The organism is Synechococcus lacustris Maggiore-St4-Slac (assembly GCF_024345595.1).
Taxonomy (GTDB): domain Bacteria; phylum Cyanobacteriota; class Cyanobacteriia; order PCC-6307; family Cyanobiaceae; genus Synechococcus_D; species Synechococcus_D lacustris.
Map to the genome: position 1 here is coordinate 104,191 of NZ_JAGQBK010000001.1, position 12,055 is coordinate 116,245.

Sequence of the window (12,055 nt, forward strand, 5' to 3'; positions counted from 1 at the left end):
GCCCGGATGGCTGTTCCTAAGAAGAAAACCTCAAAGGGCAAGCGCAATCAGCGCCATGCCACCTGGAAGGCTAAGGCGCGCGTGGCGGCTCAAAAAGCCATGTCTTTGGGTAAGGCCGTTTTGAGCGGCAGGGCCCAAGGATTTGTGTACCCAATGCCTGAAGAAGCAGAAACTGAAGAGTGATCTAGGCAGTATCAATTTTATAAAGTTTGAAAGATATAACTTGCGGCACGAAATAACAGCGTAAAATAACTGTATTAATAGCTTTATTGATAACTGCCAAGTTAACTGCCAAGTTTGAAAGCTTCTAATACCACAGCGTAAACGGCGCCAACACGCAAATTATCAGACATAAGCCAAAATATCGAGTTTTTTGATGTGTTAAACCGAGTGCGCAGGCGCACCTGAAGCTCCACCAGCAGCAACAGGCCTAGGGCGCCAAAACTTTGCAACTTTGTGAAATTTAGGTAAACGCTGGTTAAATTAGCCGCCAAATAATAACCGGCTAATAGGGACAATAGGCCCAGGCTTTTTTTATACCAACTGCTGCTTATCCAGCCCAATAACTGTTCTGTTAATGCCTCTTGAACCTTATTGAAACGGGTGGATTGGGGCATTTGTTTAATCCACAAACTGCTGCAGTTTGGCGAGGTTGATCGCTCCTGCATCCAGATCATCCACTATCGCTGCAGCTCCTTCAAGCCCAGGTTTTGCTTTGGCCGTGATTAATACCTTGAGGCCTGCTCCCCGGGCGGCAGCTAATCCCTGGGCTGAATCCTCGATCGCCATAGCTGCCGCCGCTGGCAGCCCTAGTTTTTTTAAGGCCAGCACATAGGCCTCAGGGTGTGGTTTTTTTGTTTGCACATCCTCAGCGCAAATCCAGTGTTGCCAGCAATTATTCAGTTGTGGGTGATGCTGCAGTAAGGCTTCCACCGAATTGCGGCCGCTGCTTGTAACAAGCACTTGGCATAAACCTGCGGCCCTCGCCTCCAGCAGCAGCCTTTCAACCCCAGGCCTTAATGGGAATAACTGCTCCTTGAGGATGCGGCGGTAGTGCTTTTGTTTGCTTGCCTGCAGGCGGATTAACAACTCCTCTAATTCACTTTCTGCAAGGGGGTCTGATTGATTTTTTGATTTATTTTGATTTGATTTGAGGTGCTGCTGCTTAGCCCAGGCCCGCATCCGCTCGATTCCCCCTGTTACCGCTAACAAATCGCTGTAGGTGGAATTATTCCAGTGCCAAGCCAGTTGGGCCTCTGCAAAGGCGGCATTAAAGGCAAGCCGATGGCCGTTTTGTTCGGTATCCGCCAAAGTTCCATCAACATCCCAAAGCAAGGCTTGCAGGCGGGGCATCATGCGCTGGTGCTGATTCGATCTTAGGAACCCCCTGGTGCATCCACCCTCCGCCCTTGATCGTGTTTGGCAGTTGCCTCTGCCCCTTGATGGAGCTGATTTTGATTCCTGTTGTGATCTGCCAGTGGAGCTGCTGGCGGTGTTGCAACGCCGCGGCCTAACTGAAATAAACCAGGTGGAAGACCTGCTCAAGCCAGCAACAGCACCACCGGCCCTTAAACATTTTCCCCACCTGGCGATTGCCCTTGAGCGTTTAGAAATCTCCTGCCGGCGGGGGGAATTGCTGGCGATTTGCGGCGATTACGACGCCGATGGCATGACGAGCACTGCCCTGCTAGTTGGGGTGCTGCAACGGCTGGGCGCCAAACCGATCGCTGCTATCCCAAGCCGCCAGGAGGATGGCTACGGCCTTAATGCCGCCATGGTGGAAAGGTTGGCCGCAAATGGTTGCCGCCTGTTGGTAACCGTGGATAACGGCATCAGCGCCCGGGAGGCCCTCGATAGGGCCCAAGCCCTGGGGGTGGAGGTAATAGTTACCGATCACCACAGCATCCCGGCCGAAATGCCGCCCCTGCTGGCCCTTCTGCATCCAGCAACCACTCCAGATGGGTCCCCCTATCGGGGCTTGGCGGGGGTGGGCCTTGCCTATGTGTTAGCCCGCGCCCTTGCCCAGAAGTTGAAGCGGGCTGATGCCCTGCAGGCGGCCCTTGATCTGTTTTGCATTGGCACCATTGCCGACATGGCGCCATTAGTTGGCGTGAATCGGCTTTGGTTGATGGAGGGCCTCAGCAACTTGCATCGCTCCCAGTTGCCAGGTTTACGCGCCCTTGCCCAGCTGGCTGGATTGGAAGATCGCAGCATCGATAGCCAGGCCGTTGGTTTTTTGTTGGCCCCCAGGCTGAATGCGGTTGGGCGCTTGGCTGATCCGGCCCTAGCCGTGGAATTACTCACCACCAGTGATCAAAATCGAGCCCTTGAATTAGCTGATCAATGTGAAGCGCTCAATCGCCAACGGCGAGACCTTTGCGATGGCATCGAAGCAGAGGCCCAAGCCCTTGTGGAAGCCGATGGCCCCCAGCGACCGCCATTTCTGTTGTTAGCGCAAAACCATTGGCACCACGGTGTGATTGGCATTGTGGCCGCGCGGCTTGTGGAGCGCTGGGGCTTGCCGGTGGCAATCCTTGCCGGTGAAGGCAATGGCAAGATGCGCGCTTCGGTGCGGGCACCCCAAGGGTTTGCCGTTGATCAAGCCCTGCATGCCTGCGGCCATCTGCTCGAGCGTTATGGCGGCCATCCCGCCGCCGGTGGTTTCACCGTAAGGGCCGATCAAGTGGCAGCCCTGCATGAACAACTCTCAGCCCTGGCGGCCCAGTGGCTGCAAGGCAGATCTAGTGCCCTAGTGGTGGCCCCTGAAGCACTCCTGCCCCTAGGGCGCATCGATGCTGATTTCTTGCATCAAATGCAGCGGCTTGAACCATTTGGAGTGGGTAATCCCACCCCCTTGTTTTGGGCCCGCCATTGCCAAGTGAAGCGCAGCAAATTGCTGCGGGGTGGCCACCTTTCCCTAGAACTCGCTGCAGGTAGCGGCAGCATCACCGCGATCGCTTGGCGATGGAATGGCCCTGAACCCAGCACCCGCTTGCTTGATCTAGCCTTTCGCCTGCGACAAAGCTATTGGCAGGGCCAGCTCCGCTTGCAACTTGAATTGGAGGCCCTGCGCCCCAGTGAAACCGAAGCGATTGTTTTAATGCGTGGCAAGCGTGAATACCAGTGCGAAAAAGAGGGCAGCAACCTTTTAATCCGCAACCCTGAAGGGGAGGAATTGCGGGTGGCCTGGTTGGATCAGGATCGAGCCGCCAATGGTCAATCTCTGCACCCCCATACCCTTGCCCTGGTGCAACAGGCAGCCCAAGCCCTTGGTTTAGTGGCCTAATGAACACCCCATTGATGCCTACTACGCCACGCCACTGGTGGCCTTTGCTGTTTCCTTTGCTAGCGCTTGGCTTTTTGCTTGGCCTTGCTTGCCTGCCCCTGAATTGGATCGATCAATGGGTAGATGGCTTGCTTGGGGAAGCTTTTAAAGCTGGTTTTAGCTCGATTAGTTGGCTGCCTTTGCTAGCGATGCCTTTGCTTTGCGTATTGCAAAGAGGTGTGTGGCGCCATGGCATGGGTTCAGGCATCCCCCAGGTGGTGCTTTGCATTGAGCAACCCCAGCGGGCCGCGGAATTTTTAAAATTGGCGCCGTTGCTGATGCGTTGCGGCCTTTGGAGCATTGCCAGCATTTGTTTATTACCCCTCGGCAGGGAAGGCCCCGTTGTTTTTATTGGCGCTGCCCTGGTGTGGCAATTGCGGCGCTATTTGGCCAAACCGCTCGCCTCGCTTAGCGCCCCGGTGCTTTATGCCGCCGCTGGCGGAGCCGGCCTAGCCGCTGGTTTCAATAGCGCCTTAGTGGGTGTGGTGTTTGCGGCTGAGGATCTACTGCAGCGCTGGAATGTGCCCTTGATTTGGGCAGCCCTTGCCATGGTGTTACCGGCCTCATTGGTGGCGGCTTTGGCTGGCGAGCCGATGTTTGCCTACGGCATCATTCCCGCTAGCCCAGATCAATGGCAGCAAATTGGCCTTGGCCTGCCTTTGGGTTTAATCGGGGGTTTGTTAGGGGCCCTATTCAGCGCCTTGGTGCTTTGGGCCACCAGGCAACTTCAGCCCCTTGCCCTTGGTAAACCCCTAGGGGTGGGTTTGCTGTTGGGGGGGCTGTTGGTTCTTCTTGGCGCCGTTAGTGGTGGCAGGGCCTATGGAGATGGATCTGCCGTTTTAGTGGATTTGATTGGAAGGGGCGGCAGCCTTGAACCGCTGCAGGCAGTTAGTGCCTTGATCAGCCGACTGCTGGGGCCCGTGTTAGCCCTTGGTGTGGGGATTCCTGGGGGGTTAATTGATCCAGCCTTGGCCATTGGTGGCCTTGCTGGCAGCATCTTGATGCCATTTTTAGGCCAGCCGGAACCGTTGCTTGGCATTGCGATTGGCATGGGCGCCGGCTTGGCTGGTGCCACCCAATTGCCGTTGTTTTCCACCCTTTTTGCCCTGCGGCTTTGCGGTGATCAACAATTGCTGCCAGGTTTGTTGCTCGCCTGTGTGGTGGCGGCGATGTTGAGCCGCAGCCTGCAACCCCAGCCTGTGTACCACGGCCTCACGGCCTTATTTGCCGCCCGCTTAGAGGGCGCCGCGGCGGTAGAAGAGGATGAAAATCACAGCGGGACCAGCCAAGGTGATCAGCGCTAGGGCACCGAAATTAGCGATCAAGTGGAAATCGATGCCCATGGAAGCTTGCCCAGCTATTAATTCGCATACTTTACGGGCCTTAGTTGCCCTTATTTGGCCATTGGGGTTAATGCCGTGACCGCCTGTTACAGCTGGAGCTGCGTTAGTAATTGCGGCGCCTGTTGCCGCTTAGATCCAGCCCAGCGCCCAGAGGCCCTAGAAGCCCTTAGCACTGAACAAAAACAGACCTACTTAGAAATGGTGGGTAGTGATGGTTGGTGCATTCATTTCGACACCGGCAGTAGGCGCTGCCGCATCTATGCAAGCCGGCCTGATTTCTGCCGGGTGGATCAATTAGCCGAACTTTTTGATGTGGAGCCCGCAGAACAAAGCGATTTTGCAATTGCCTGTTGCCGTGATCAGATCCGGGTCGAATACGGTGGCCGCAGCCAGGAGCGCAAGCGCTTTGAACGGGCAATCAGAACCAACCACTAACGCCCCCACCGCCGGTGCCATTTTTATGGGCACCTTTGCAACGGTATTTCTGGCGGAGCTTGGCGATAAAACCCAATTGGCCACCCTGCTGCTATCTGCCCAATCGGGCAGACCTTTATTGGTGTTTATTGGTTCGGCGCTTGCATTAGTGGCCTCAAGTTTGGTGGGGGTATTGCTGGGGCGTTGGCTGGCTGGCTGGATATCACCGCAACGCTTGGAACTGTTGGCTGGTTCGTTGATGCTGCTATTGGGCAGCCTGCTGGGCCTGCAAGCAATAGGGCCTTGGCTAACTGAGCTTTTCTTATAAATGACTATTTCACCTGATCTTCTCCTGCTGGCTTCCACCTTCAGCACAGTTTTTCTTGCTGAGTTAGGTGATAAAACCCAACTTGCCACCGTTGCCATTAGTGGCACCAGCAATCGCCCCTTATATGTTTTCCTCGGCAGTGCCTCGGCCTTGGTTTTGGCAAGCTTTTTAGGGGCCCTGCTGGGGGGTGGCTTGGCGGAAGTTGTGCCAGCGCAACTGTTGCAACTGGCAGCTGCCATCGGCTTTTTAGTAATTGGCGGCCGCTTGGTGATCAACGCTTTAGCCACCAAACAGGAGCAGAGCTGAGCCACTTTCCAGCGGCTCCCTAAGCTTGTTGTTCAGCATTAATCGCAGCATCGCCCCCGCATGAAGTTTTCCGTTGCCAATCTGCTGGATCAATTGCAGGCGGAATCAGCTGTTTCGGTGCAGGAATTAGAAAAAAAACTGGCCCTTAAAACCGTAAAAGAAAAGCACTATTTAGAGCTAGCACTGCAGGCGTTGGAACGGATTGGTTTACTAAACCAGGCTGAAGAGGGGATCAGCCGCACTAATAACGAGGCTTTAATTGAAGCTCGCTTGAGATGTTCCAGCAAAGGGTTTTGCTTCGCCCTGCGGGAAGATGGCGGCGACGACGTTTATATCCGCGACCACCAGCTGAACCATGCCTGGAATGGTGATCGTGTGCTTGTGAAAGTAACGCGGGAGGGAGGGCGCCGCCGTTCACCGGAAGGGGGGGTGCAATGCATTCTCGAGCGCTCCAACACCACGGTGCTGGCCCAGGTGGAACGCCAGGAGGAGCAATTGCTTGCAGTACCCCTTGATGATCGCCTGCATGCCTCGATTCAATTGCAGGAAATCGATGCCGATCACATCGAGCGGGCTGGGGAAGCCCTGGTGGAAGTGGCAATGGATCGTTTCCCCATTGGTCAATTCCCCGCCCAAGGCCATGTGCGCCGCTCCCTTTCAACAAAAGGTGAGGGCAATGCCGACCTAGAGCTGCTACTTGCCCGCCATCGCCTTGATGGCGCTGGCTTTAGCGGCCGGATCAATTTAAAAACGCCAGCGGCTGCTGGCAGGGAAGATCTCAGCGAGTTGCCCAGCATTTTGTTGCGGGGCAGGGCAGCTGATAATTCAGCGGCTTCAGTGGCGGTGTCGCTGGAAGGCGGCAACCGTTTATGGCTGCATATCCCTGATATTGGCGAGCGTTTATCCCTCGATGGTCCCCTTGATCGCTGGTTGCGTGATCAAGCTGAAGCCATAGGTGTTGGCAACAGTTGGATACCACTGCTGCCTGCCCCCTTGCAGGAGGCGGCCGCATTAAGCATTGCCCAAAACAACAGCGCCCTATCGGTGGCCCTTGAGCTAAGCCCAGAGGGGGAGCTGCTCCACTACCGCTTTTGTCGCTCCACGGTGCGGATTGATGCTGAATTGGATGCCAACAGCCTTGAGGCCTTGCTAAATCGCAAGCCAAAGGCCCGCACCACTCCTGTTGCGCTTAAGGCCCTAAAGGAGTATCTGCCGCTTTTGGAGCAGTTGCAGGCCCTGGTGCAATTACTACGCCAGCAGCGTTTAGGGGCGGGCAGCTTGGATCTGGACCTAGCGGTGCCCGCCCTTGAAGCCATGGCCCATCAGGGCCAGGAATTGCCTGATCAAAGGCGAAGTGGTTGGTTTGCCACCGCTGCCCCAAACAACCCCATGGGCTGGCTGCGGGAGTTGGTGCGCCCTGCCGAACAAGCCCTTGGCCGCCATCTGGCTGCCCTGGAGCTGCCAGCCCTGTTCCTTGGCCAGGCAGCGCCGGATCCAGCTGATTTAAATGATTTGGTGAAACTTGCTGTGGGGCTTGATGTGCCCTTGGAATTAGGGGCTGATGGCAATGCCCCTGCTGCTGCTGCCTTGGCCGAGGCATTTCTTGGCAGCAAACGGGCCAGGGTGCTGCAACAGCAATTGCGTGAGGCCACTAAACCCGTGCAATTAAGTGCATTGCCGGAGGCAAATGCCTTGGCGGCTGAACCATTGGCCTATGCCCCTTGGTGTTTCCCTTCGCTGCACTACAGCGCGATTTGGAACCAATTGCTGCTCGTAACCCTGCTCACCGAGGCAAAGGATCGCCCCAGTGTTCGCCATAAAAGCCGCCTGGATCTAAGCGCTGATAGTTGCCATGGCCAGATCGAATGGGCCCTGCTAACCGCCAGCCAGTTGGCTCCTTTCCAAGAAACGATCGCCAATGGTTTGGTGAATCGTTTGAATGGCCGCAGCCGTTTTGCCGATGAGGTGGAGGCTGATGGCTTGGCTTTATTTAGGGCAAGGCAGGCGGAATCATTGCTGGGTCAAACCTTGCCTGGTGTGATCAGTGGCATTCAGAGCTACGGCTTCTTTGTTGAACTACCTCCAACCCAGGTGGAGGGATTGGTGCATGTGAGTTCCTTAAAAGACGATTGGTATGAGTACCGCTCCCGTCAACATCGTTTAGTTGGCCGTAAAAACCGCCGCACCTACAAGCTGGGTGATCCCGTGGAGGTGGAGGTGCTGAAGGTGGATGTGTTGCGCCATCAAATCGATCTAGCTGTTTTACAGCCGGAAATTGAGCCGGATGCCCAGCTTTCCGATGATGATGGAGAGGATGAGGAATCCTGAGGTTGCCTTTCCAGAAGCGCCGCTGCTGCTTGCTGTGTGCGGTGCTTCAGCGCAAGTGCTTGCCCTAAGGGCTTTGCAATTGTTGCTTGAGGGCGATAACTGCGTTGATTTGGTTTTAAGCAGGGGTGCCTTTGAGGTTTGGCGGGCCGAGATGGGCCTGGTGTTGCCCGTGGCACCGAAGGAACAGGAGCAGGTGTTGCGCCAGCATTGCGGCACAAACAAGGGTGAACTGCGCTGTTATCGCTGGAACGACCAAGCGGCACCGATGGCCAGTGGCAGCTACCGCAGCCGCGGCATGTTGATCCTGCCTGCCACCATGGGCACCGTTGGCAGGGTGGCAGCTGGTATAGCCACCGACTTAATTGAACGCTGCGCTGATGTGCATCTCAAGGAGGCGCGACCGCTGGTGATCTGCCCCCGGGAAATGCCATGGAATCTGATCCATTTGCGCAATCTCACCAGCCTGGCGGAAGCGGGCGCCCGCATTGCACCACCGATTCCAGCTTGGTATCACCAGCCCGAAAGCCTTAGCGACATGGTGGATTTTCTCGTGCTGCGCACCCTTGATCTCTTTGGGTACAGCTTGGGCGAATTGCGCCGCTGGCAGGGACCAATCCAACAGCCATGAAAGAACTGCTGGTGCTGCCGTTGCTAATGCCCCTGGGGCTAGCCCTGGTGGTGGGATTACTAAATCTCACAACGCCCAGCCGTTTGAAGTTTTTGCTTTGGTCTTCCCCGCCCCTATCGCTTGGCAGCTGGGTGATGCTCGGTGCCGGTGGTGGTGCTGCTTTAAGTGCAGCGCTGAGTGCCACTGCGGGTTTGCCTGCTAAACGCAAGCCCAAGCCAAAAGCTGAAACTTGGCAAGCACCAGCGCCTAAGGCAGCCCCTAGCCAGCAGTGGCCTGAGCGGGATCCCCAGGAGCCAGCACCAACGGTTTCTGTGCCGTTTCGGGTTGTTAATTCAAAGGCTGAACAGCAGCCCGATTGGGATCAAGCCAACGATGCCGACTGGTAAAGCTGAGCGCTGCCCTAACTTGGAAAAACCCATCAGGCCCCACAGGTGACTGATTCAGCGGCCAAAAAAGCAGCACCTGCTCCCAAACCTGCTCCCAAACCTGAGGATCAGGCCTTCGAAAGCTTTATCCCGGAGCTATTCCTGCCCGCTTTGGCTAAGGAGATTCAGGCCTATGGCGGGCCCGCCATTGAATTGCGCCTTGAGCAGGCCCCCATGCCTGTGGTGGGTGAAATGTGTTGGCAGGTTGCGGGTGAATTGCCTGGCGGAAGGAGGTTTTGGCTTTGTTTTTTGAGCAACAACATTCAAGCCGCTAAAACCATTGCCCTTGCCGAAGCTGGCGCTGATCCCAGTTTGCTGGAGTCTTTCTTGATCGATGAAAAGAAAACAACCCTGGCCCTGCTGGTGAGCCGCACGGTGCAAAGGCTAAACGGACAGAAATGGCTCGGGCCCAACTGAGCTCTCTCCCCTCCTACTATTAAAAACAAGAAGGTTTTAATCGGATGGTTCCACCTAGCGCTGCCCTAGCTGAATCTCCCCAGCCCGCTGCAAAAGAGCCAGCTAGGGAAACAATCCTCACGCCCAGGTTCTACACCACGGATTTTGAGGCGATGGCCGCCATGGATCTGCAGCCCAATGGGGCAGAGCTAGAGGCGATCTGCGAGGAGTTTCGCAAGGATTACAACCGCCATCATTTTGTTCGCGATCAGTCTTTTGAAGGGGCAGCGGAAAAGCTTGATCCAAATACCCGCAAGGTGTTTGTTGAATTCTTGGAGCAGAGCTGCACCTCAGAATTTTCTGGCTTTTTGCTCTACAAAGAATTGAGCCGAAGGATTAAAAATCGCAATCCTTTGCTGGCTGAATGCTTTGCCCACATGGCAAGGGATGAAGCCCGCCATGCAGGCTTTTTAAATAAGGCGATGGGGGATTTTGGTTTACAGCTGGATCTAGGTTTTTTAACAGCAAGTAAGGCCTACACATATTTCCAACCTAAATTTATTTTTTATGCCACTTATTTATCTGAGAAAATCGGTTACTGGCGCTACATAGCAATCTATCGCCACCTTGAGCAAAATCCAGATAGTAAGATATTTCCAATCTTTAATTTCTTTGAAAATTGGTGCCAGGATGAAAATCGCCACGGTGATTTCTTTGATGCCCTGATGAAAGCCCAACCTGCCACGGTGCGGGGTTTTCAGGCAAAACTTTGGTGTCGTTTCTTTCTGCTGGCTGTTTTTGCCACCATGTATGTGCGGGATGTGGCCCGTAAAGATTTCTATGAAGCCCTTGGTTTAGATGCAAGGGAATACGACAAATATGTAATTGCTAAAACCAATGAAACATCAGCTCGGGTATTCCCTGTGGTGCTCAATGTGGAGCACCCGCGTTTCTACGAACGTTTAGAGCGCATCGTTCAACACAACCACGCCTTAGATGCAGCAGATCAGGCCAATGCCCTGCTGCCTTTGAAATTTGCCCGCAAGCTGCCCCATTGGCTTGGCAATGTATGGGAGATGGGCCGTCTTTTCTTTGCGGCACCGATCCCCAGCAATCGTTTTCAACCCGCCATTCGTTGAGCACCTGTGAGTTTTCTTGATTCCCAATGGCAGGGGCGCCTTGAGCTCCTGCTGGCCGCTGGCCGCAGTGCTGGCGCTGAGCTGGTTGAAATTTTTCTTGAGCGCTTTGATCGCCTCAGCGTTTTGGCTGAGCAGGAAAGGGTTACCAGTGTGAGCCCATCATTGGGTTGTGGCGCTGGCATCCGCGTATTCCACGGCGAAGCCAATGGTTTCAGGGATGGTTTTGTTAGCACCACCGACCTAAGCGAAGCCGGTTTATTCCAAGCCCTCGATCAAGCCCTTGGCATGCTCGGTTTAGAGCGTGGCGGCCAAAGCGGCCCTAGTTTTGCCGGCCTTGCCCCCCTAAGGGATTACGGCTCTGGCAAGCAGGATTGGTTGGTCCAATGCCCTGGGGTGCAGGTGAGCGCCGATCGTTTGCTTGAAGGCACCGCCATGCTCAACAAGCACGGCCGTTGTTTGCAGGCACGCCGGGGTAGCTATTCCCGCGATTGGCAAGAGGTGTTGGTGGCTGCCAGCGATGGCACCTTCAGCCGCGACCTCCGTTTGCATCAAACCTTGGGCCTAAGTGTGCTGGCGGCCGATGGGGACCATCGCTCCAGTGTTGCCCGTCGATTTGGCAGCTCCGATAACCCAAGCGATTTAATCGAATGGGATGCCGATGCCGCCGCCCGCGACATCAGCACCAGCAGTGCCACCATGCTTTATGCCGATTACATCGAAGCCGGTTCCTACCCGGTGGTGCTGGCAAATCGTTTTGGTGGTGTGATCTTCCATGAGGCCTGCGGCCATTTGTTGGAAACCACCCAAGTGGAGAGGGGCACCACCCCATTTGCCAACAAGATCGGTGAAGCAATTGCCCACAGCTCTGTTACTGCTGTTGATGAAGGCCTTTCACCCCAATCCTTTGGCAGCCTTGCCATGGATGATGAGGGCCTTGAACCCCAGCGCACCACCTTGATTGAAAATGGCATCCTCAAGGCCTTTCTCTCAGATCGGGCTGGTGAAATGCGCACCGGCCATGCCCGCACCGGCAGTGGCCGCCGCCAAGGTCATTCCTTTGCTGCTGCCAGCCGCATGCGCAACACATTTATTGCCGCTGGTGCCCACACCCCTGCTGAATTGATTGGTTCCATTGATAAGGGTCTTTATTGCAAGGTGATGGGCGGCGGCAGTGTGGGCCCCACCGGTCAATTCAACTTCTCGGTGGAGGAGGGGTATTTGATCGAAAATGGCCAGCTTGGTAAACCAGTTAAGGGGGCAACTTTGATCGGTGATGCTGAAACAGTGATGCCACGCATCTCAATGTGCGGCAATGATCTCGATCTGGCCGCTGGCTTTTGTGGTTCCGTTAGCGGCAGTGTTTATGTAACTGTGGGCCAACCCCATATCAAGGTTGATTCCATCACTGTTGGGGGGCGTTGAG

The 12,055-nt window shown here is 55.3% G+C and carries 14 protein-coding genes and 1 pseudogene; 12 read left to right on the top strand and 3 right to left on the bottom strand.

The window, feature by feature from the left end; genetic code table 11:
* Window positions 1-6 precede the first annotated feature (6 nt).
* The gene (rpmF, locus tag KBY68_RS00550; protein WP_106500317.1) at window positions 7-183 is read left to right on the top strand and encodes a 50S ribosomal protein L32; all 177 of its coding nucleotides are present in this window, start codon (window positions 7-9) and stop codon (window positions 181-183) included.
* A 101-nt stretch (window positions 184-284) separates the two neighbouring features.
* Here rpmF and KBY68_RS00555 read toward each other — a convergent pair whose 3' ends face one another.
* Together KBY68_RS00555 and KBY68_RS00560 are read right to left on the bottom strand one after the other, a co-directional pair.
* Entirely contained in the window at window positions 285-617 is a 333-nt protein-coding gene (locus KBY68_RS00555; protein WP_161955862.1) for a DUF565 domain-containing protein, read from the bottom strand.
* A 4-nt stretch (window positions 618-621) separates the two neighbouring features.
* A complete protein-coding gene (locus tag KBY68_RS00560; RefSeq protein ID WP_255095502.1) occupies window positions 622-1,356 on the bottom strand; it encodes an HAD-IA family hydrolase in 735 nt (244 codons plus the stop codon).
* Between the two features lie 34 nt (window positions 1,357-1,390).
* Here KBY68_RS00560 and recJ point away from each other — a divergent pair, with 34 nt between their 5' ends.
* On the top strand, window positions 1,391-3,286 hold the full coding sequence (gene recJ, locus KBY68_RS00565) for a single-stranded-DNA-specific exonuclease RecJ (protein WP_255095503.1): 1,896 nt from the start codon (window positions 1,391-1,393) through the stop codon (window positions 3,284-3,286).
* A gap of 188 nt (window positions 3,287-3,474) precedes the next feature.
* Window positions 3,475-4,629 (top strand): chloride channel protein, encoded by a 1,155-nt coding sequence (locus KBY68_RS00570; protein WP_261352689.1) that lies wholly within the window; start codon window positions 3,475-3,477, stop codon window positions 4,627-4,629.
* On the opposite strand, the pseudogene KBY68_RS12350 reads toward KBY68_RS00570, so the two are convergent.
* Window positions 4,609-4,668, bottom strand: a pseudogene (locus KBY68_RS12350) (photosystem II reaction center protein Ycf12/Psb30); the annotation flags it as partial. The gene KBY68_RS00570 and the pseudogene KBY68_RS12350 sit on opposite strands and share 21 nt — an antisense overlap.
* A gap of 75 nt (window positions 4,669-4,743) precedes the next feature.
* Here KBY68_RS12350 and KBY68_RS00575 point away from each other — a divergent pair.
* The 9 genes from KBY68_RS00575 to KBY68_RS00615 are packed head-to-tail and all read left to right on the top strand — an operon-like array spanning window position 4,744 to window position 12,054.
* Complete coding sequence (locus tag KBY68_RS00575) at window positions 4,744-5,103, top strand: YkgJ family cysteine cluster protein (protein ID WP_255095505.1); 360 nt, start codon at window positions 4,744-4,746, stop codon at window positions 5,101-5,103.
* Window positions 5,104-5,128: 25 nt separating this feature from the next.
* Complete coding sequence (locus KBY68_RS00580) at window positions 5,129-5,410, top strand: TMEM165/GDT1 family protein (RefSeq protein ID WP_206603831.1); 282 nt, start codon at window positions 5,129-5,131, stop codon at window positions 5,408-5,410.
* Window positions 5,411-5,716 carry a TMEM165/GDT1 family protein gene (locus KBY68_RS00585; protein WP_106500306.1) on the top strand — a complete coding sequence of 102 codons (306 nt, stop codon included), beginning with the start codon at window positions 5,411-5,413 and terminating at the stop codon, window positions 5,714-5,716. It begins immediately after the preceding gene.
* A gap of 60 nt (window positions 5,717-5,776) precedes the next feature.
* On the top strand, window positions 5,777-8,044 hold the full coding sequence (locus KBY68_RS00590) for an RNB domain-containing ribonuclease (RefSeq protein ID WP_255095506.1): 2,268 nt from the start codon (window positions 5,777-5,779) through the stop codon (window positions 8,042-8,044).
* Window positions 8,031-8,672 (top strand): flavin prenyltransferase UbiX, encoded by a 642-nt coding sequence (locus tag KBY68_RS00595; RefSeq protein ID WP_255095507.1) that lies wholly within the window; start codon window positions 8,031-8,033, stop codon window positions 8,670-8,672. Before KBY68_RS00590 ends, KBY68_RS00595 begins: the two co-directional genes overlap by 14 nt.
* On the top strand, window positions 8,669-9,058 hold the full coding sequence (locus tag KBY68_RS00600) for a hypothetical protein (RefSeq protein ID WP_255095508.1): 390 nt from the start codon (window positions 8,669-8,671) through the stop codon (window positions 9,056-9,058). The genes KBY68_RS00595 and KBY68_RS00600 overlap by 4 nt, the downstream gene beginning before the upstream one ends.
* A gap of 45 nt (window positions 9,059-9,103) precedes the next feature.
* Window positions 9,104-9,514 (top strand): DUF2996 domain-containing protein, encoded by a 411-nt coding sequence (locus KBY68_RS00605; protein ID WP_255095509.1) that lies wholly within the window; start codon window positions 9,104-9,106, stop codon window positions 9,512-9,514.
* A gap of 44 nt (window positions 9,515-9,558) precedes the next feature.
* Window positions 9,559-10,632, top strand: coding sequence for a magnesium-protoporphyrin IX monomethyl ester (oxidative) cyclase (gene acsF, locus KBY68_RS00610; RefSeq protein ID WP_255095510.1), 1,074 nt, complete (start codon window positions 9,559-9,561; stop codon window positions 10,630-10,632).
* A 6-nt stretch (window positions 10,633-10,638) separates the two neighbouring features.
* Window positions 10,639-12,054 carry a TldD/PmbA family protein gene (locus tag KBY68_RS00615; protein WP_255095511.1) on the top strand — a complete coding sequence of 472 codons (1,416 nt, stop codon included), beginning with the start codon at window positions 10,639-10,641 and terminating at the stop codon, window positions 12,052-12,054.
* Window position 12,055 lies beyond the last annotated feature (1 nt).

Coding starts and splice junctions, on each gene's coding strand:
- KBY68_RS00590 (WP_255095506.1), top strand. CDS start 5,777: ATGAAGTTTTCCGTTGCCAATCTGCTGGATCAATTGCAGGCGGAATCA.
- KBY68_RS00570 (WP_261352689.1), top strand. CDS start 3,475: ATGCCTTTGCTTTGCGTATTGCAAAGAGGTGTGTGGCGCCATGGCATG.
- KBY68_RS00595 (WP_255095507.1), top strand. CDS start 8,031: ATGAGGAATCCTGAGGTTGCCTTTCCAGAAGCGCCGCTGCTGCTTGCT.
- KBY68_RS00560 (WP_255095502.1), bottom strand. CDS start 1,356: ATGATGCCCCGCCTGCAAGCCTTGCTTTGGGATGTTGATGGAACTTTG.
- KBY68_RS00585 (WP_106500306.1), top strand. CDS start 5,411: ATGACTATTTCACCTGATCTTCTCCTGCTGGCTTCCACCTTCAGCACA.
- rpmF (WP_106500317.1), top strand. CDS start 7: ATGGCTGTTCCTAAGAAGAAAACCTCAAAGGGCAAGCGCAATCAGCGC.
- KBY68_RS00600 (WP_255095508.1), top strand. CDS start 8,669: ATGAAAGAACTGCTGGTGCTGCCGTTGCTAATGCCCCTGGGGCTAGCC.
- KBY68_RS00555 (WP_161955862.1), bottom strand. CDS start 617: ATGCCCCAATCCACCCGTTTCAATAAGGTTCAAGAGGCATTAACAGAA.
- acsF (WP_255095510.1), top strand. CDS start 9,559: ATGGTTCCACCTAGCGCTGCCCTAGCTGAATCTCCCCAGCCCGCTGCA.
- KBY68_RS00580 (WP_206603831.1), top strand. CDS start 5,129: ATGGGCACCTTTGCAACGGTATTTCTGGCGGAGCTTGGCGATAAAACC.